Source organism: Breoghania sp., from assembly GCF_963674635.1.
In the GTDB taxonomy this organism is placed as follows: domain Bacteria; phylum Pseudomonadota; class Alphaproteobacteria; order Rhizobiales; family Stappiaceae; genus Breoghania.
In genome coordinates this window covers 3814240-3833822 of sequence record NZ_OY771475.1, presented here as the reverse complement: position 1 = coordinate 3833822, position 19583 = coordinate 3814240, and the positions used below count along the sequence as shown (strand labels likewise).

Below are 19583 nucleotides of genomic sequence, written 5' to 3'. Positions count from 1 at the left end.
ATACACTTGCTGGGTGCGATTGGTCACATTGCCGCAGGCGGACGGGTCGAAAACGACACATTGCCGCACCCTGGGGCGTCAGGAGATGGCCCAGGCCAGATGCCGGGCCGGACCGGACCTTCATGGCCCCGGCTTCGGCCACGGCCTCGCCCTAGGTCTCCAGATGGGCTTCCTTTTCGAGCCCGTATTTCTTCATCTTCTCGTAGAGCGCCTTGCGCGACAGGCCGAGCGCCTCGTAGGTCGCCTTGATCGACCCGCCATTGCGGCGCAGCTCCGCCGCGATCAGCGCGCGTTCATAAGTGCCGACCCGGACCGACAACGGCTCGCTCCCTGCGGCCACGTCCTGCACACCTTCTCCACCGTCGCCGGTGATCTTGTCGACGCCGAGCACGAAGCGGTCTGCCACATTGCGCAATTCACGTACATTGCCCGGCCAGTCACGGGCCATCAGCCGCGCCATCATTTCCGGCGTGAAGTCGGGGATCTCGCGCCGATAGCGCGCCCGCGCCTCCCGCGCCAGATGATGGAACAGCAGCGGAATATCCTCGCGCCTGTCCCGCAAGGGCGGAATGTCGAGACTGACCACATTGAGCCGATAATAGAGATCGCGCCGGAAGCGCCCGGCTTCGCTTTCCCGCTCCAGATCGACCTTGGTCGCCGCAACGAAGCGCACATCCAGCGAGATCGACTTGTTGGAGCCCAGCCGCTCGATGCTGCGATCCTCGATCACCCGCAACAGCTTCACCTGAAGCTCCAGCGGCATGGATTCGATCTCGTCCAGAAAGACCGTGCCGCCATTGGCATGTTCCAGCTTGCCGATGCGCTGGCGCGAGGCCCCGGTAAAGGCCCCCTGCTCATGGCCGAACAGTTCGCTCTCGATGATCTCCGCGGGAAGCGCCCCGCAATTCAGCGCCACGAACGGTCCATCCTTGCGGATACCCTCCTCGTGCAGCGCGCGCGCCACCACTTCCTTGCCCGATCCGGTCTCGCCCAGGATCAGCACATCCGCATCGGTTGCCGACAACGCCTTGACCGCGGCCCGCAGACGCTCGATCGCCGGCGCGCGCCCGACAAGGCGGGCCGCAAGCCCCGCCGTATCGCCAAGCTGCTCGCGCAGGACCCGGTTTTCCAGAACCAGCCGACGCTGATGCAGGGCGCGTTCGATGACCGCCGACAGGCGCGCCACGGGAAACGGCTTTTCCATGAAATCATAGGCCCCCGCGCGAATGGCCTCCACCGCCAGCGGCACGTCTCCATGGCCGGTGATCAGAATGACAGGCAGCGCGGTGTCGATCTCGAAGGCGGCCTTCATCAGGGAGAGCCCATCCATGCCCGGCATGCGGATATCGGTGACGAGCACGCCGTAGAAATCGCGCGACACCCGATCCAGCACGCTTTCCGCGGTGGAATAGGCCTCCACGCTATGGCCGGCGAGTTCCAACCCTTGCGCCAGCGCCTCACGCAGATCGATCTCGTCATCAACGAACAGGACGGTTGACTGGTCCATACTCATATCCCGGTGCGAGAAACAAGCGCGGCAGGGGCCGAAGGACAGCCTGTGCCGAAGGGGAAGGAATGATCAAGGTCGTAGATACCATGTCCGCAGCCACTTAAAACCCCGAAGAAACGTGCTCAACTCACGGCAGCTTCGGCAGACGCATCCGGCAGGCGGATGGAGAAGACGCTTCCCGGCCTGTCCGGCCGGGCCTCCTCCAGCACCAGCTGACCGCCCAGCTCGCGCACGATCTTGTCGGCAATGGAAAGCCCGAGCCCCAGCCCCGCGCCCACCTCCTTGGTGGTGAAGAAAGGATCGAATATCCGACCGCGGGTCACCTCATCGATGCCCGGCCCGTCATCCTCGACCCGAATGACCACATCCCCTGCACCCTCGCGCGCCGCTCCGATCCGCACGACCCCGCCATCCGCCTGGCCCGCATGGGCGTCCTCCACCGCATCGAGCGCATTGACCAGGAGGTTCATGATCACCTGTTCCAGCAGGATGGCGTCGGCCCGCACCGCCAGATCCAGCACCGGGCGGGTGAAGTCGACACGCGCGTTGGAGCGTTTGATGCGCGGCGAAAGCAGCATCAGCGCCTCATCGATGACAGGCCCGACCGCCACCGGGCCTGCCTCGCTGCCGGGCTTGCGGGCAAAACCCTTGAGGGTGCGCGAGATCGTCGCCATGCGTTCCACCATGGCCGTAATCTTGCGCAAGGACTCCCCGGCCTCCTCCGCTCGCCCTCGCTGCAACAGCATGTCGGCATTGTCGGCCTGGGAGCGGATGACGGCGAGCGGCTGGTTGAACTCGTGGCTGAGGGCGGCCGACATCTGGCCAAGGGTCGCAAGCTTCGCGGTCTGGACCAATTCGTCCTGCGTCCGGCGCAGTTCCGTTTCCGCCGCCTCGCGCTCGCGCACCTCTTCGCCGAGCCTCGCATTGGCGCGCGTCAGGTCACGGGTGCGATCGCGCACGCGCCGCTCCAGCCTGAGGGCGGCGGCCCGTTCTCCACGAAGTTGCGCATCCACGCGCATCCGCCGCTCCACGATGATCCAGACGAGACCGGTTGCCAGAAGCGTCAGCAGGACCGCGATCAGTACAGCGGTCGTGACCTGCCGGGTAACCGAACTGGCATCGAAGAACACGGCGACCGACCAGCCCAGCACCGGCACAACCTTGGAGGCCTGGAGATAGAGCTTGCGCCCGCCCTCGTCCGGCAGCGTGACCATCAGATGCGGGCCGCGCTGCTCGGTGCGCCCACGCAAGGTGTCCAGTTCGGAGCGCGTGCCATCCAGCTCCAGCTGCAGGCCGCGCCATTGCGGGCGGTTGGTGACAATGATGCGCCCCGATCGACTGAGCGCCTGCACCGGATCGCGCGCCAATGCCCATGCCTGCTCGATGCGCCCCAGATCCACCCGCGCGGCGACAACGCCGACAATCGTATCGCGATCCCGCACGGCGGAGGCGAAGATATAGCTGGCGGGCCGGCCTGGCGTGGTGACAAGCAATTGCCGCCCGAGCCTGCCTTCGCGCGCCTGATCCACCGCCTGACGTATTTCGTTGTCGAGCGGTGTGCCCACCGCATCGAATTCGCTGGAGGCGATCAGGCTGCCATCTGCGGACAGAAAGCGGATTTCCTCCGCCCCCGTCATTCCGGCCGTGATGGCCGCAATGCGGTGGGCGGCTTCCCGGTCCCGGCCAATCGAGATATCGACCACGTCCGGCCGGCGCGCCATCAGCGGCGGCAGGATCCGGTACTTGTCGAGCAGGCTCTCAAGGGTGGCGGCCTGAAGATCGAGCGAGGCGGCGGCCCGCAATCCGATCTCGTCGAGCAGGATCCGTTCGCTCACCCGCGCCGTGGCCCAGGCGACAAAGGCCCCGGCCAGAAGACAGACGGCCAATATGGCGACAACGGTCCTGCGCGTGCGAAGCGGCTTGCTCATGGACGCGATCATAGCGGAATTGGACGCAAAGGAAGAAGCAGGATCATCGCACCGAGCGCCTTGAACAGGACAGTCCCGCCGGAACGTCGTCGCAAGGCCCAATGCCTCAACGCGACAGGAACCCGTCGCCGGTGCGCTCGCTGTCATGGGTGGCGAGCGGACGGTCCACCGCGACCGATTTCACCAGCGCGAAGATCGCCTGCCCGGGCTCCAGTCCCAGATCGAAGAGCGAGGCCCGCGTGATGCGCGCACGCAGGCGCTGGCGTCCGAGCCCGCACACGATCTCCGCATAAGGCCCCCGCTCGTGGCTGATTTCCAGAACGGTCACGGGAAGCGCGTTGCGGATGCTGAGCCCCTTGGGCACCTCGCGCGCGATGGCAATGTCACGCGCCCTGAGATGAAGCCGGATCTCCTCGCCGATATCGGCGCGAACCGCGGGCACCTCGATGGTCTCGCCCTCCACCTCAATATGGGTGAGGCCCCATTGCGCGTCGATTGAGGCAATGCGCCCCTCAAGCACCGTGCCGGCCTGCTGGCGCCCCGTGGCGGGACCGAGATCGAGCCGGGTCATGATATCCGCCACCGGCCCGACCGCTTCCACACGCCCGTCCGAAATGATGACCAGCGTTTCCGCCAGCCGCGCCACTTCTTCCAGAGAGTGAGAAACATAGACGATGGGGAGCGCCGCCTCCCGGCGCAGGCGGTCGAGATAGGGCAGGATCTCGCTCTTGCGCGCCTGATCGAGCGAGGCAAGCGGCTCGTCCATCAACAGGATGCGTGGGCCGGAGAGAAGCGCGCGTCCGATGGCAACGCGCTGGCGTTCGCCGCCGGACAGTTTCGCAGGACGCCGGTCGAGCAGATCCTCGATCCCCAACAGCGCCACCACTTCGTCAAACGGCATGGAGGCATCGCGCCCGCCCGCCCAGTGCGAGAATGTGAGATTTCGGCGCACTGTCAGGTGCGGAAAGAGGCGCGCCTCCTGAAAGACGTGCCCGATCCGACGTTTGCGCGGAGAGAGATCGATGCGGCGCTCGGAATCGAACAGCACCTGATCATCAATCGTAATGCGCCCGCGCGCCGGACTGGCAAGCCCCGCGATCATGTTGACCAGCGAGGTCTTGCCCGAGCCTGAGCGCCCGAACAGCGCCGTTACGCCGCCTGAGCTGCTGAAATTCGCGGAGATCTCGAAGGTGCCGAGCCGGGCTTCCACATCCACCGACAGCATCACCCCCCCCCCACGCGCTGATTGACCCGACGCGATACGAATCCGGATGCAATGACGGCCACAAAGGCGATGATGGCGGCCGCAATCGAAAGCCTGAGAGCGGCCAGGTCCCCGTCGGGCGACTGGGTGAAGGTGTAGATCGCCAGCGACATGGTGCGGGTTTCGCCGGGAATATTGGAGGCGAACGTGATGGTCGCCCCGAATTCGCCCATGGCCTTGGCAAAGCCCAGCATCGCCCCGCCGATGATCCCCGGCATGGCGAGCGGCAGGGTCACGACAAAGAAGGTCACGATCCGCGGCGCGCCAAGCGTTTCCGCCGCCTGTTCCAGTTTCGGATCGACCGCCTCGAAAGCCAGCCGGACCGTGCGCACGATCAGCGGAAAGGCCATGACCCCCGCCGCCACCGCAGCCCCCGTCCAGCGGAAGGCGAGCGTGATGCCGAACTGCTCATAGAGGAAGCTGCCGATCGCCCCGCGGCGGCCAAACAGGATCAGCAGCACGAAGCCCGTGACCACCGGCGGCAGAACGAGCGGCATGTGAATGATCGCGTCGAGCAATGAATGGCCGACAAACCGCCACCGCGCGAGCGCATAGGCTGCGAAAATGGCCAGGGGCAGGGCAACGGCGAGACCGAGACCGCTGACTTTCAACGTCAGGAGAATGGCCTCGATCTCGGCGGAGGAAAGTGGCTGCAGCAAGTGTCACTCACCGGACTTGAAGCCGAGCCTTGCGAAGACCTCGCGCGCGGCAGGGCTTGACAGATATTCGAGAAAACCGGCGGCTTCGGCCCCTGCCCCTTTGACGAGCCCCGCCGGATAGACGATGGGGGCATGGCTGTCATCGGGGAAAGTCGCCACAACCGCGACCCTTGGTTCGATTGCCGCATCAGACCCGTAAACGATGCCGAGCGCAACCTCTCCGCGTGCAACGGATGCCAGCGTCACGCGGACGTTTTCCATGTGCACCAGCTTGCCTTCCACCGCATCCCACAGGCCGAGCGAAGTGAGGGAGGCCTTGGCATATCGACCGGCGGGCACCGCCTCCGGCGACCCGATGGCCAGGTGCCCGTCGCCGATGCGCTGCAGGAGAGCCTCTTTCTCCAGCGCAAGCGGTTTCGCCTCGTCCACAGGCGCAACCACGACGAGCGAGTTGCCGGCAATGATGCGAGCCGTCCCCTCCTCAATGGCCTCGGCCTTGGAGACGTAGTCCATCCACTTCACATCGGCGGAGACGAAGATGTCGGCGGGCGCACCGGCGGTGATCTGACGGGCAACGACGGAGGACGATGCAAAGGAGAAGACAACCTCCGTGCCTGTCTCGGACTTGTAGAGATCGCCGATGGCGGTGAGTGCATCCTTCATGCTGGCCGCGGCAAAGACCGTCAGCTTGTCAGCGGCTTGAGCCGAAGACAGCACCGCGCCCAGACAGACACCGGTAGCCACGGCGAGACCGGCTACGCGACGGGCGAATGACGAAAAGGGACGAGAAAGAGATGGGGTGTTCATGGCGGATCCAAGCGATATGTTCAATCGGACATATCGAACCTTACAAGCCCTCCTTGATTGGCTCAAGCAGGGAATTGCCGGTTCGCGGCGGTCACTCCGCGTCACCCGGTCTCACCAGCGCCTGCAACGCACGGATGTCCGCGCCCGCCGCCGCTTGATAGGCCGCCTCAATGGCGCGAAACCGCGCAAGCACCGCTTCTCCCATGGGCGTCAGCCGTGTGCCGCCACCACCTGCCCCACCCTTTTCCGTTTCCACCAGCGGTTCTGCAAAGTTGCGATTCAGCTCGCCGATCAGGTTCCAGGCGCGCTTGTAGCTCATGGAAAGCCGGTTGCCCGCCGCCCGGATCGACCCGGTTTCGGCAATGCCTTGCAACAGATCGGCCTTGCCCGGCCCGAAGGCAACGCCGGGGGCAAGCACGATACGCAGACGGGATTTCGGAAATTCGCTCATGATGTGAGGTCCGACGGCATGGGAACGGGGGCGACAGCCTAGGATAATCCGCTTGCCAGCGGCAATTGGTTGTCCTCGCGGATCGTCTCCAGAACGACGGAGGAATGAACGTTCTGCACGCTGTCATGGGCGAGCAGGTCATCGTTGATGACCTGCGCCAGCGATTTCAGATCCGCAACCGCGATCTTGATCAGGTAGTCCATCTCTCCCGTCAGCGCATGGGCTTCCTGGACGCTGGCCATGCCATTGACGAGATCCCGGAACCGGCGCGAATTCGCCCGGCTATGGGCGTTGAGCGTGACGCCGACAAAGGCGGTGACCTGCAAGCCCAGCGCGTCGCGGGAAAGCTCCGCCCGAACCCGCCGGATGACGCCTTCGCTTTCCAGCCGCGCCCGCCGCCGCGATACCTGCGACGCCGACAGCGCGATCCGCGTCCCGATCTCCTGATTGGTCAGCCCCGCATCGCGCTGGATCATCGCCAGCAAACGCAGATCGAACGTATCGAGAGCCACCATCGCAATCACCTCCCGGAAGGATCCCGCGCCGGGGATCACACTGTGCACACAATACCCCTATTGCGCACACAGCTTGCATCGGTTTGCCCAAACATATCCCGAACGCACACATATTGCACCGGTTAGCGCGCAAAATGGTCGCATTGACACATGGAAATGACGGGACCGCAGCGTCGGGACGGAGCTGGCAACGACAGCACGGCGATGTGCGCCCCTTGAGGAGGACACCATGGGACCCTTTCCGCATGACGCGCCCCCGGCGCGCATCACCGACACCAACCCGGCAGGCACCGACGGCTTTGAATTCGTGGAATTTGCCAGTCCCGAGCCTGAAAAGCTGGATGCCCTGTTCCGCCGCATGGGCTACGAGCCCGTCGCGCGCCATCGCTCAAAAGCGATCACCGTCTACCGGCAGGGCGATATCAACTACCTGCTGAACGCCGAGCCTGGCTCCCACGCCATGCGCTTCGTCGAAAAACACGGGCCCTGCGCGCCCTCCATGGGCTGGCGGGTGGTCGATGCCGATCACGCCTTCCGCCATGCGGTCGAAAACGGCGCAACGCCCTATGAGGGCGACGACAAGGCCCTCGACGTTCCGGCAATCGTCGGCATCGGCGGATCGCTGATCTATTTCATCGACGCCTATGGTGAGAACGGGTCAGCCTACGATGGCGAATTCGACTGGCTGGGCGCGCGCGATCCGCGCCCGGACGGCGTGGGCTTCTATTATCTCGACCACCTCACCCATAACGTCTTTCGTGGCAACATGGACAAGTGGTGGGATTTCTACCGCGATCTCTTCGGCTTCCGCCAGATCCACTATTTCGACATTGATGGCCGCATCACCGGCCTCGTCAGCCGGGCGATCACGTCTCCTTGCGGCAAGATCCGCATTCCGCTGAACGAATCCAAGGACGATACAAGCCAGATCGTGGAATACCTGAAGCGGTATAATGGCGAGGGCATCCAGCACATTGCCGTGGGCACCGACGGGATCTACGACGCCACCGACCGGCTGGCGGACAATGGCCTGAAATTCATGCCCGGCCCGCCCGAGGTCTATTATGAGCGCAGCCACAAGCGCGTCATTGGCCATGACGAGCCCGTGGATCGCATGAAGAAGCACGGCATCCTGATCGATGGCGAAGGCGTCGTCGATGGCGGCATGACCAAGATCCTGCTTCAGATCTTTTCCAAGACCGTGATCGGGCCCATCTTCTTTGAATTCATCCAGAGAAAGGGCGACGAGGGTTTCGGCGAAGGCAATTTCCGCGCCCTGTTCGAGAGCATTGAGGAAGACCAGATCCGCCGCGGCGTGATCAAGGCGGACGCGGCCGAATAAAAATCCGCACCGCAATCGCCGTCACTTGGGAACCGCAAGACGCGGTAAGCGTTCAAGGGATGCCCCCGTTGCGAATGAACTCGGCTGACCCGGGTTTGTGCGCCGCGGACCGGCAAGCGCCGGCACGGGGGTGACGAGCCTTTGGCGGGCGCGCTGTCAGGCACGATGTGTTGCCAGGCGCGATACGTTTTCAGGGGCAATGCATTGTCAGGGACGGATGCAAATTCCAGGGGCGCTGCCATGCGGTGACCCGGGGAGGGGAGAAAGGGACAGGCCCGGCAGTGCCTGTCCCTTTCGTTTTTCAGGTCTTCCGAAAGCCCGCCACACTCAAGCGGCAAGCGTTGCGCTGTGAACGTGCTTCAGATCGGAGACGATCGATTGCGCCCAATGGCTGGAATCGTTGGCCAGAAGCTTGGCGTAGAGCGCATTCCAGCGCTCCTTGCGCTCTTCAAGGCTCATGCGCAGCGCGGTCTGGATCTTTTCCGCGACCTGTTCGCGATTATAGGGATTGACGATCAGCGCCTCCCCCATCTCCGCCGCCGCCCCGGCAAAGCGCGACAGCACGAGAACACCCGGGTTCTCCGGGTTCTGCGCCGCCACATATTCCTTGGCGACGAGGTTCATCCCATCGCGCAAGGGGGTGACCAGCCCGATGGCGCTGCCGCGATAGATCCCGGCAAGAGCGCGGCGCGTGAAGGAGCGGAACATGCAGTGGATCGGCGTCCAGCCCATATCCGCAAAGCGCGCGTTGATATTGCCGGAGACGGATTCCAGCTCGCGCCGGAACGTGTCATAGGCATCCAGATCCGAGCGCGACAACGGCGCCACCTGCATCAGGGAAACCTTGCCACGGTGTTCGGGATAGTCCTCCAGAAGCTTCTCGAAAGCCCGAAGCCGCTCCGGCAGACCCTTGGAATAATCCAGCCGGTCCACACCGATGATCTGTGTGCGCCCGCCAAGAGAGGTCAGCAGCTTCTGATAGTAGCGGCGCGCCTCTACCGACTTTCCGTATTCGGCGAAACTCTCGGTGTCGATGCCGATGGGATAGGCCTTGGCGAGGATCGTGCGGCCAAAGGCGGTGACACGCCCGTCGGCATGCGCGATGCCGTCCAGTTCCTGCTCAACGAAGGCGCGGAAATTGTCCACGTCGCGCTGGGTCTGGAAGCCCACGACATCATAGGCGAGCATGTCGCGTACAAGATGGTGGGCATTGGGCAGAGCGGTCAGGAAATCCGGGCTGGGAAAGGGAATGTGGAGGAAGAAGCCGATCGGGTTCTCCACCGCCATATTGCGCAGCGCACGGCCAAGCGGCAGGAAATGATAGTCATGCGCCCAGATGATGTCGTCGGGCCGCAAGAGCGACTTCAGCCGCGTCGCGAAGCGGTCATTCACCCGCCGGTAGACCATCTCGTAATTGCGCTCGAATTCGGCCAGATCAAGCCGATAATGCAGCACGGGCCACAGCGACTTGTTGGCGTAACCGGCATAGTAGCCGTCATAGTCTTCCTGATTGAGATCGATGGTCGCAAGCTCGACATTGCCGGAGCTTTCCCCCTGCATGGCGCCGAATGTGCCCTCTTCGGAGACGCACCCGCTCCAGCCGAACCACAGCCCTCCGTCCTTCTTGAGCGCGTCCACCAATCCGACAGCGAGCCCGCCTGCCTTACGAGAGTCCTGGAGAGGACCGACCCGGTTTGAAACAACGACAAGTCTGGCCATCGTACTGTTTTCCATCCTCCGTGTGCAGGCGACCCGATCGGTCACCGGGAATTGTCTTGTGATGAGGGGTGCTGAGGCTTCCCTTTTTCCATGCGCCGACCGTTCGGCCCGCATGTTTCGCAGCACAGGCGACCTGCCCGTTATCGCAGCCGCCGCCCGTCAGTCGCGGAACGGGCGCGGTCATGGCCGCGCCCAGATCGAATTTCACCCAGTATCGGCGATCAGATCGCGGATTCCCACCCCTTGCTCAGTCTCATCGCGCCATTGATGATCCCGACCATGGAATAGGTCTGGGGGAAATTGCCCCACAACTCGCCGGTCGCCGTATCGATATCCTCCGACAGAAGGCCGACGTGATTGCGACAGGAAAGCATCGTCTCGTAGATCTCGCGCGCCTCTTCCTTGCGTCCGATCCGGGCCAGAGCATCAATGTACCAGAAGGTACAGATGTTGAATGCGTTCTCCGGCGTTCCGAAATCATCGGCAGCATTGTATCGAAACAGATGATTGCCCCGCCGCAACCGGTCGCCGATACGGTCCACGGTCGCGATGAAGCGAGGATCGGAGGCTGGCAGGAACCCCACTTCGGCCATCAGCAGAAGCCCGGCATCCATGTCCCGGCCCTCGAAGCTCTCAACGAACGAATTGATCTCCGGGTTCCATGCCCGCTTGCAAATTGTGGCGTGAATCTGATCCGCCCGCTCGCGCCAGTAGCGCGCCCGCTCCTCAAGCTCCAGCTTCACGGCGATCTTTGCCAGCCGATCGCAGGCCGCCCAGCACATGAGCGACGAAGACGTGTGAACTCTGGCACGCGTGCGCAGCTCCCACATGCCCGCATCCGGCTGGTCGTGCATGGCATAGGCGCGCTCGCCCACCGTCTCCAGGTAGCGGAATTCCGGCTCGCCAAAAGTGTGTAGCAGTCGCTCGTCGAAGAAGGCCTGGGCCGCGCCCACCACCACATTGCCATAGACGTCGTACTGGAAATGCTCATAGGCCTGATTGCCCACGCGAACCGGCCCCATGCCCCGATAGCCCGGAAGGTCGACGATGGTCTCGATCAGATCCTTCTCCAGCCCGATACCGAAGACCGGCTGGAGATGCTCTCCGTTCATCACCGCGGCGATGTTGCTGAGGTAGCGCAGGTAATTCTCCATCGTTTCCATTTCCGACAGGGAATTGAGCGCGCGCACCACGAAGAAGGCATCGCGCAGCCAGCAGAAACGATAGTCCCAGTTGCGCTCGGTATTGGCCGCTTCGGGAATGGAGGTGGTGACCGCGGCCACGATGGCTCCGGTTTCCTCGTTGGTGCACAATTTCAGCGTGATGGCGGCGCGAATGACCGCTTCCTGCCATTCCAGCGGCAGCCCGAGGCGGCGCGTCCAGTGCTGCCAATAGACTTCCGTCTTTTCCTCAAAGGCCCGACAGAGCGTGTCGGGATGGTCGGTCAGGGACTCGTCCGGGCCGAAATAGAAGGAAAGCGTACGCTCCAGAATGAACGGCGTCTCGCTGCGCACATAGGTGATCGGTGCATTCGTCGTCAGCCGCACCACCTGATCGGGCCCCACCCAGCGGATGTGGTTGGAGCCGAAGGTGATCTCCGGCTTGCTGCGCCCGTAGTCGAAGCCCGGACGAATGCGAAACGTCACCCGCGGACGGCCGGAGACCGGGCGCACCCTTCGGGCAATCGCATTGGGCCGAAAGCCGCGATTGTTGTTGTAAAAGCGGGGTGCGAAATCCGTGATTTCGACACTCGAACCGTCCTCGGCATGAAGGCGGGTGCGCACGATGGCCGTGTTGGGCACGTATTCCTGTTCGCTGCGCACCTGCCCTTCCAGTTCGATGGAAAAAGCCCCGTCCCGGTCATCTCCGCTGGGCGCGCCCAACAGCGCATGGAACACCGGATCTCCATCGAAGCGCGGCAGACAGCACCACGTAATTCGCGCGTTCTTGTCGATGAGGGCGGCGAAGGAGCAATTGCCGATCATGGCAAGGTCGAGCGAACTCACGGGATATCACCTCGTATCGTTTGGCTGAGACAGCACAGCATCATGGCAGGCAGGCCCTTGCAAGGTTCGGGCCGGGAGCGGCGTGACTGCACCGTGACGACAGTTCGAACGCGAACGCCCTAGCTGCCTTCAAGCCGGTTCCGTCTGGCGCAGAAAGGCGTCGAGCCAACGATGCACGGCAGCGACGTCATCAAGACAATGGTCGGCCACGGTCTTCCCCGCGCCCACCTTGATGCCGAAACCGCCCGCTTCGCGCGCAGCCCGGAACCCATCCTCGTCAGTCACATCATCGCCCACAAAGACCGGAACGCGCCCGGCGAAGACCGGTTCCCGTAAAAAACCTTCAACCGCCACGCCCTTGTCGTGCCCGCGCGCCTTGGCCTCCAGAACCATCTTGCCGTGAAGCAGGTGCAACCGGTCCAGATCCGAGCAGAAGTCGCCCATGATGCGAGCAAGTTCGTCGCCGCGCTCCGGCGCGCGCCGGTAATGGACCGCAAGCGCCAGCCCCTTGTCCTCAAGCTGCACACCGCCCTCGATCAGGCCCGCCTCTGCGATGCGCTGGCGCAGGATGTCGAGTTCCGGCGGCGCGGGCACGCGTTCAATGGCGGCGCCGAGCGTGGGCCGGTGTTCCAGTCCGTGCAGCCCGGCCGCGGGCAGATGCAGCGGGCTCAACAACGCATCGATTTCCGAAAGCGGTCGCCCGGAGACCACCGCCAGAGCCCCGGCGAGCTTCTCCGCCACCGCCTGTAGCAACGGGCAAAGCCCGTCCGCCACACGGATACCGTCCGGCGTTTGCGCAATCTCCACCAGCGTTCCGTCGAAATCGAGAAACAGGGCGTGATCTGCCGAAAGAGCGGGAGGAAATGTCATGGGATACACCTGCAGAACGGCTGATGCCTGCCGTTGACGGAGCTTGGGAGATGATCGGGAACCCAAGGGAAATAGTGCATCCGCCCCCGACAATCCAGAGCCACCGTCCTGCCCGCTCTCACCGGCACATCTCCATGGCGGACGCAAATCGCCATGTCGCGAGCCTGAAAGCGGCGCTGATCAGGATGGCCCGCCCCCTTCCGGATCACCGGCACCGCCTGCCTTGCCCATCCATATCCCTCAGGCGCGAGGATCCTCCGCGATCAGGTCCAGCGCCGTGCGGGCCACGGTGGGGATGAGCTTGCCCATCTCCAGTCCCTGCTGCGGATTTGAGCCATTGCCATCCAGCGCACGCTTTTTCACGCCCTGAAGGATCGCCGCAATGCGGAAGAAGGAGAAGGCGAGACAGAAGGTCCAGTGATCGATGCCGGATATCCCGCGCCGCTCGCAGTAAAGCGCGACATAGGCCTCCTCGTCGGGGATGCCCAGCGCCTTGCGGTCGAGACCGGCCAGCCCGCGCAAGCCGCCCGCATGCGGCAGACGCCACTGCATGCACTGATAGGCGAGATCGGAATGGGGATGGCCGAGCGTGGCGAGTTCCCAGTCCACCACGGCGATGACACGCGGCGCGTCGGGCGCAAAGATCAGGTTGTCGATGCGATAGTCGCCATGGACCAGCGAAACCTGCCCGTCATCCTCGGGCACATTTGCCTCCACCCAGGAGATCAGGGCGTCCATCTCGGGCAGAGCGCCGGTCTCGCTGTCGCGATACTGGCGCGACCAGCGCGAGACCTGCCGGGCAAAGTAGTTCCCCGGCCTGCCGAAATCGGAAAGCCCCACGGCCTCCACATCGACGGAATGCAGGGCGGCCAGAACCCGGTTCATCTCATCATAGACCGCCCCGCGCGTCTCGCTGGGCAGGTCCGGCAAGGCCGGATCCCAGAAGACGCGCCCCTCGCGAAACGCCATCACATAGAACATCGAGCCGATGACATCGTCATCCTCACACAGCGCCAACGGATCCGCGATGGGCACATCGGTTCCCTTGAGCGCATTGATGACACGATATTCGCGATCGACCGCATGCGCCGATTTCAGGAGCTTGCCCGGCGGTTTGCGGCGCAGCACATAGGAGCCGCTCGCCGCATCGAGGCGATAGGTCGGGTTCGACTGCCCGCCCGCAAATTTCTCAGCCCGCGCAGGCCCCTCAAAGCCCGCAACATGCGCGCGAAGCCAAGCCTCCAGCCGCCCTTCGACCGGCCCGTCCAGCCGCGTCGGAGCCGGTGCATCCATCGCCTTGTCCATATTTCCTCCCAAAGACTTCCCCCCCGGCCTGTTTCCGGAGCGCCTCCCGCAACCTCATATCCGGCCACAGCTTCTCCCAAAGCTGCCCGGCCCACGTCCCGCGCCAGGCAAACGCCCCCCGCACAGCGCCGCTTCTGGCAAGCTAGACAATAGCCTGCGTCCGCGAAACCGACCGCGCCCACGAATCTGCCCATGCGGCATGCTACTGTGAAAAATCGGGAACCCCAGAACAACCGAAACGTTTGAACAAGCGACACTTCAAAACGGAACCATTCCCCGCCATGACGGACCCGCGACGCCTGACCCTCATTCTCAATGGCAAGGCCGCCCAACAGAAAAACGTGCAGGATGCGGTCAGCGCCATTGCCCGACAGGGACACCGCATCGACGTGAAGGTGACAGAAAGCCCCGGCGACGGAGAGCGCTTTTCCCGCGAAGCCGTGAAGGCCGCGAGGCGGGGCGAGATTGAGACGATCGTGGCGGGAGGCGGCGACGGTACGCTGAACGCGGTGGTGGGTGGCGCGTTGGAAGCAGACACGGATCCGGCCTGCTCCTTCGCACTGATGCCGCTCGGCACCGCCAACGATTTCGCCCGCAACGCAGGCATCCCCGTTGATCCCGCGCAGGCACTGGACATTGCCCTGACCGCCCCGGCGCGCGCCACGGATGTCGCCAGCCTGACATTCGATGACGGACAGAAACCCCGCCCCTTCATCAACATGGCGACCGCTGGCTTCGGTCCTCGGGTGACCTCGGAAGCCGATCCGGACCTGAAGGCCCGGATCGGCGGCGCGGCCTATCTCCTGTCTGCCCTTGCCCGTATCGGCGAGGTGACCCCATGGTCCGGTCGGATCCGGGCCGACGGTTTTTCATGGGAAGGATCATTTGCCGCTCTCGCCATTGGCAATGGCAGGCGTGCAGGCGGCGGCGTGGAGCTGTGCCCGCTTGCCGAACTTGATGATGGCGCGCTCGACCTCACCGTTATCGAGGCCCCCGAGGGCGACGTGCTGGCCGGGCTTCTCTCCTCGCTCCCCCTGGCCGTGGGTCTGAAACCCGACAGCGTTATCCGCGCGCGCGCCAGCTCGTTCGAAGTGGAGACCGACAGCCCCATTCCCGTCAGTCTCGACGGTGAAATGCTGGAGGCGCGCCGCTTCACGCTTTCGGTGCGCCAGCATGCAATCCGCTTCCACCTGCCCGACCAGCCGCCCCCGCGCTAGATACCCTGTCAGACAAGCTCCGCGTCGGCGACCACCACCCGTGTTCCCCATTCGCGACACAGCGCATCGAGGCCCGGCTCAAGCGGCGTGTCGGTGAAGAAACTGTCGATTTCGGACAATGAGGCGATCCGACCCGGCGCACTGCGCTGGAACTTGGAGTGATCGGCAACGAGAAAGGTCTTGCGGGCCTGCCGCAGGATCGACTTGCTGACATTCACCTCCTGAATGTCGAAATCGAGAATGTCGCCGTCGAGATCGATGGCGGAGCAGCCGACCACCGCCAGATCGAATTTGAACTGCATGATGGTCTGGCTGGCGAGATCGCCCACCAACCCGCCATCGGAACGCCTGAGCGTGCCACCGGTGACGATGACCTGACAATCCGGATTCACGGCCAGAATGTTGGCCACATTGATGTTGTTGGTGACCACCAGAAGATTGCGGTGATGAATGAGCCTGCGCGCCACCGCCTCGGTGCTGGTGCCCAGATTCAGAAACACCGAAATGTCTTCCGGGATCTCTTCGGCGCACACCGCGGCGATCGCCGCCTTTTCCTGCTCGTGCAGGGCGCGCCGGTCCTCATAGCCGATATTGGTTGTGCCCGAGGGCAACATCGCCCCGCCATGAACCCGCTCCAGCCGCCCCGCATCGCCAAGCTCGCCGAGATCGCGCCGGATGGTCTGCTGCGTGACGCCGAAATGCGCCGCCAGCCCCTCAACGGTCACGCGCCCCTCACGCCGTGCGATGTCCAGAATCTCGTTCTGCCGAAAACTAATCGCCATATCCCCCTGCCGGGCCCCCGCCTTGCCTGTTCGACACCGTTTGCGACCTGAAACACCGGCCCGCACGCACCGAGACTAGCGCGCCTGCGCCGCTGCGCACCAGCGCGAATGTTCGTTTTTACGCGATTTTGGCAACGAGCCCGAAGTTTGCCACAACAAACGTCAATTATGCTGTCCAATCGCGCAACTTCTCATGCCTTCGCAGGTGCGAAGAGCCCCTTGCGAAGGCCTCGGAGTGGCGCCCCCCGCACCGGCCATGCATTTCTTGGCGTAATTTCAAAGCACTATCGAGAAACAAACATTTTCGAAAATAAGTTCTTTTCATTTTTGTTTCTTCATTCTAGCTTGCCATCACAAACGAAAACGCTTCCGCAGCGGCTCCGCGACGTCAATCCACCATCTGACGGCAGGGCAGGATCGCATTTCACGCGGACCGAAAAGCGGAAGAGGAGGCAAACGTGTCCAAGGCATCGCACGCCGATCCGCTGAGTGTTGCCCCGCCCGTTTACGATCTGCTGATCGTCGGCGGGGGCATCAATGGCTGCGGCATCGCCCGTGATGCAGCGGGCCGCGGCCTGTCGGTCGCGCTTGTCGAGATGAACGACCTCGCCTCCGCCACCTCGTCCGCGTCCACCAAGCTTTTCCATGGCGGCCTGCGCTATCTGGAATATTTCGAGCTGCGCCTTGTGCGCGAGGCGTTGATCGAGCGCGAGCGCCTGCTTGCCGCCATGCCGCATATCAGCTGGCCGATGCGCTTCGTGCTGCCATATGGCCCGGAAATGCGCTTCGACACCGACACCCCGGCATCGAAGCTGCTGCACATGTTCATGCCATGGATGAAGGGCAGCCGGCCCGCCTGGGTCATCCGCATCGGGCTATTTCTCTACGATCACATGGGGGGACGGCACATCCTTCCGCCGACCTCCACGCTGGATCTGACGAAAGCGCCTGAAGGCGCGCCCCTTCAGGAGCGCTTCCGCAAGGCCTACGAATATTCTGACTGCTGGGTGGAGGATTCCCGCCTCGTCGTGCTCAATGCCCGCGACGCCAGTCTGCGCGGCGCGGATATCAAGGTGCGCCACAAGGTCATCGCCAGCCAACGCGGCTCGGATGAATGGCGGGTGACGGTGGAGAACACCGAAACCGGCAAGAGGCAGGAAATTCGCGCGCGCTGCCTCGTCAATGCGGGCGGCCCTTGGGTCGGCGACATTCTTCAAGACCGCACCCATGTGAAGACCCGCGAGAACGTGCGCCTCGTGCGCGGCAGCCACATCGTGACCCGCAAGCTCTACGACCACGACAAGTGCTACTTCCTGCAAGGCAACGACGGCCGCATCATCTTCACCATTCCCTACGAGACCGATTACACCCTGATCGGCACCACGGATCAGGACCACCCGGACCCGGATACGCCGCCGGAATGCACGGTCGAAGAGCAGGACTATCTGTGCGATTTCGTCTCCGCCTATTTCAGGAAACCGGTTACCCGCGCCGACATCGTATGGACCTATTCCGGGGTGCGCCCGCTCTATGATGACGGCGCAAGTTCCGCCACCGCGGCAACCCGCGATTACGTGCTGACCACGGATGATGCGGAGGGTGCGCCGATCCTGAATGTGTTCGGCGGCAAGATCACGACCTATCGCCGACTTGCGGAAAGCGCGATGGAGAAGATCGGTCGCTGGTTCCCGGACCTGAAGGGCAACTGGACGGCGGGCGCAGCATTGCCCGGAGGTGCCTTTGCGGTATCAGGTGTGGATGCGCTCATTCAACGCTTGCGCGACACCTACCCGTTCCTCGACAGTTTCCACGCCCGGCGGCTTGTGCGAGCATATGGCACCGATGCCTTCGAATTTCTGGGCACCGCAGGCAGACGCGAGGATCTTGGGAGGGATTTCGGCGCAACATTGAGCGAACGCGAAGCCGAATGGCTGATGGACCGCGAATTCGCCCGCACCGCGCAGGACATTGTCTGGCGCAGAAGCAAGCTCGGCCTGCGCATGAGCGCCGAGGAAATCGCGACTTTGGAAGATTGGATGCAGCAGCGCCGCAAGGAGGCCACGTCGGCGGCGGCTGAATAGTCCTTGGAGGAGGACTGTCCGGGAGGGGACATGACACTGGCTTTGGAAGCCGCGGCCAAGACGGTCGGCGGGAGGGTTCACATACATCCGACCAGCCTTGAGCTGCAGAAGGGCACGATGAATGTCCTTCTGGGCCCGACGCTGTCCGGCAAGACGACGCTGATGCGGTTGATGGCCGGTCTCGATCGCCCGACAAGCGGCCGCGTCCTGTGGGAAGGCCGCGATGTGACCGGGACCCGCGTGCAGGACCGCAACGTCGCCATGGTCTATCAGCAGTTCATCAACTACCCCTCCATGAGCGTGTTCGAGAACATCGCCAGCCCGCTGCGCCTGATGGGCCGCGGCAAGGCGGAGATTGACCGTGCCGTCACCCGGGCGGCTGAACTGATGAAGCTTGAGGGCCTGCTGCAACGAAAGCCGCTGGAGCTTTCCGGCGGTCAGCAGCAGCGCTGCGCATTGGCGCGCGCACTGGTGAAGGAAGCGGGTCTCGTCCTGCTCGACGAGCCGCTCGCCAATCTCGATTACAAGTTGCGCGAGGAGCTGCGCGTGGAGATCCCGAAGATCTTCGAGGAATCCGGCGCGATCTTCGTCTACGCCACCACCGAGCCGGAAGAGGCACTGCTTCTGGGCGGCAACACCGCGACGCTCTGGGAAGGCCGCATCACCCAGTTCGGCCCTACGCCGGACGTTTATCGCAGGCCCGTGGACGCCACCACCGCGCGCGCCTTTTCCGACCCTCCGATGAATTTCCTCGCCATCTCCAAGACCGGAAACCGTCTGCTGTTCGGCGGCGGCCAGAACCTGCCCGCAACCGGCAAGCTTCAGGAACTGGAAGACGGGCGCTACATGGCGGGCTTCCGCCCCAACCACCTGGAAGTCGCCCGGCACACGCCCGACGCCATGACCTTTACGCCCACCATCGATGTCACCGAGATCACCGGCTCGGAGACCTTCCTCCATCTTGAACACCACGGCGAGAAGTGGGTGGGCCTCATCCATGGCGTCCACGACCTTCGCCACGACCAGCAGATCGAGGTCTTCCTCGATCCCGCACATATCTACATCTTCGCCGAAGACGGGCGGCTCGTCGTGCCCGCGTCTTACGCGATGGCGGCCTGAGGAGGGAA

General features: G+C 63.6%; 16 protein-coding genes. 4 read left to right on the top strand and 12 right to left on the bottom strand.

The window, feature by feature from the left end; translation table 11 throughout:
* Positions 1 to 151: 151 nt before the first annotated feature.
* From ABGM93_RS16680 to ABGM93_RS16650, 7 genes are all read right to left on the bottom strand, one after another.
* The gene (locus tag ABGM93_RS16680) at positions 152 to 1507 is read right to left on the bottom strand and encodes a sigma-54 dependent transcriptional regulator (RefSeq protein ID WP_319775012.1); all 1356 of its coding nucleotides are present in this window, start codon (positions 1505 to 1507) and stop codon (positions 152 to 154) included.
* Positions 1508 to 1632: 125 nt separating this feature from the next.
* Entirely contained in the window at positions 1633 to 3438 is a 1806-nt protein-coding gene (locus tag ABGM93_RS16675) for an ATP-binding protein (RefSeq protein WP_321501375.1), read from the bottom strand.
* 106 nt (positions 3439 to 3544) lie between these two features.
* Complete coding sequence (gene modC / locus ABGM93_RS16670) at positions 3545 to 4663, bottom strand: molybdenum ABC transporter ATP-binding protein (RefSeq protein ID WP_321501373.1); 1119 nt, start codon at positions 4661 to 4663, stop codon at positions 3545 to 3547.
* Complete coding sequence (gene modB, locus ABGM93_RS16665) at positions 4663 to 5361, bottom strand: molybdate ABC transporter permease subunit (RefSeq protein WP_321501371.1); 699 nt, start codon at positions 5359 to 5361, stop codon at positions 4663 to 4665. Before modB ends, modC begins: the two co-directional genes overlap by 1 nt.
* A 3-nt stretch (positions 5362 to 5364) precedes the next feature.
* Positions 5365 to 6168, bottom strand: a complete 804-nt coding sequence (modA, locus tag ABGM93_RS16660; protein ID WP_321501369.1) for a molybdate ABC transporter substrate-binding protein — start codon at positions 6166 to 6168, stop codon at positions 5365 to 5367.
* A 91-nt stretch (positions 6169 to 6259) separates the two neighbouring features.
* Positions 6260 to 6619, bottom strand: coding sequence for a LysR family transcriptional regulator (locus tag ABGM93_RS16655; protein WP_319775007.1), 360 nt, complete (start codon positions 6617 to 6619; stop codon positions 6260 to 6262).
* 38 nt (positions 6620 to 6657) lie between these two features.
* Positions 6658 to 7134, bottom strand: coding sequence for an Lrp/AsnC family transcriptional regulator (locus tag ABGM93_RS16650; RefSeq protein ID WP_321501367.1), 477 nt, complete (start codon positions 7132 to 7134; stop codon positions 6658 to 6660).
* Between the two features lie 229 nt (positions 7135 to 7363).
* Between ABGM93_RS16650 and hppD the strand changes: the two genes are divergently transcribed.
* Positions 7364 to 8476: a 4-hydroxyphenylpyruvate dioxygenase gene (hppD, locus tag ABGM93_RS16645; protein WP_321501365.1), complete on the top strand. Its 1113-nt coding sequence runs from the start codon at positions 7364 to 7366 to the stop codon at positions 8474 to 8476.
* A gap of 327 nt (positions 8477 to 8803) precedes the next feature.
* Here hppD and ABGM93_RS16640 read toward each other — a convergent pair whose 3' ends face one another.
* From ABGM93_RS16640 to ABGM93_RS16625, 4 genes are all read right to left on the bottom strand, one after another.
* Positions 8804 to 10195 carry a trehalose-6-phosphate synthase gene (locus ABGM93_RS16640; protein ID WP_321501363.1) on the bottom strand — a complete coding sequence of 464 codons (1392 nt, stop codon included), beginning with the start codon at positions 10193 to 10195 and terminating at the stop codon, positions 8804 to 8806.
* Between the two features lie 221 nt (positions 10196 to 10416).
* Positions 10417 to 12201 carry a glycoside hydrolase family 15 protein gene (locus tag ABGM93_RS16635; protein ID WP_321501361.1) on the bottom strand — a complete coding sequence of 595 codons (1785 nt, stop codon included), beginning with the start codon at positions 12199 to 12201 and terminating at the stop codon, positions 10417 to 10419.
* 129 nt (positions 12202 to 12330) lie between these two features.
* Entirely contained in the window at positions 12331 to 13071 is a 741-nt protein-coding gene (otsB, locus tag ABGM93_RS16630) for a trehalose-phosphatase (RefSeq protein ID WP_321501359.1), read from the bottom strand.
* Between the two features lie 240 nt (positions 13072 to 13311).
* A complete protein-coding gene (locus ABGM93_RS16625; RefSeq protein ID WP_321505975.1) occupies positions 13312 to 14364 on the bottom strand; it encodes a phosphotransferase in 1053 nt (350 codons plus the stop codon).
* A 293-nt stretch (positions 14365 to 14657) separates the two neighbouring features.
* On the opposite strand from ABGM93_RS16625, the gene yegS reads away from it, so the two are divergent.
* Entirely contained in the window at positions 14658 to 15593 is a 936-nt protein-coding gene (gene yegS / locus ABGM93_RS16620) for a lipid kinase YegS (protein WP_321501357.1), read from the top strand.
* An 8-nt stretch (positions 15594 to 15601) separates the two neighbouring features.
* On the opposite strand, the gene ABGM93_RS16615 is transcribed toward yegS, so the two are convergent.
* Entirely contained in the window at positions 15602 to 16375 is a 774-nt protein-coding gene (locus ABGM93_RS16615; RefSeq protein ID WP_319775000.1) for a DeoR/GlpR family DNA-binding transcription regulator, read from the bottom strand.
* A 458-nt stretch (positions 16376 to 16833) separates the two neighbouring features.
* On the opposite strand from ABGM93_RS16615, the gene glpD reads away from it, so the two are divergent.
* Both glpD and ABGM93_RS16605 read left to right on the top strand, forming a co-directional pair.
* Positions 16834 to 18456 carry a glycerol-3-phosphate dehydrogenase gene (gene glpD, locus ABGM93_RS16610; RefSeq protein ID WP_321501354.1) on the top strand — a complete coding sequence of 541 codons (1623 nt, stop codon included), beginning with the start codon at positions 16834 to 16836 and terminating at the stop codon, positions 18454 to 18456.
* Between the two features lie 30 nt (positions 18457 to 18486).
* Positions 18487 to 19575 carry an ABC transporter ATP-binding protein gene (locus ABGM93_RS16605; RefSeq protein ID WP_321501352.1) on the top strand — a complete coding sequence of 363 codons (1089 nt, stop codon included), beginning with the start codon at positions 18487 to 18489 and terminating at the stop codon, positions 19573 to 19575.
* The last annotated feature ends 8 nt before the right edge of the window (positions 19576 to 19583 follow it).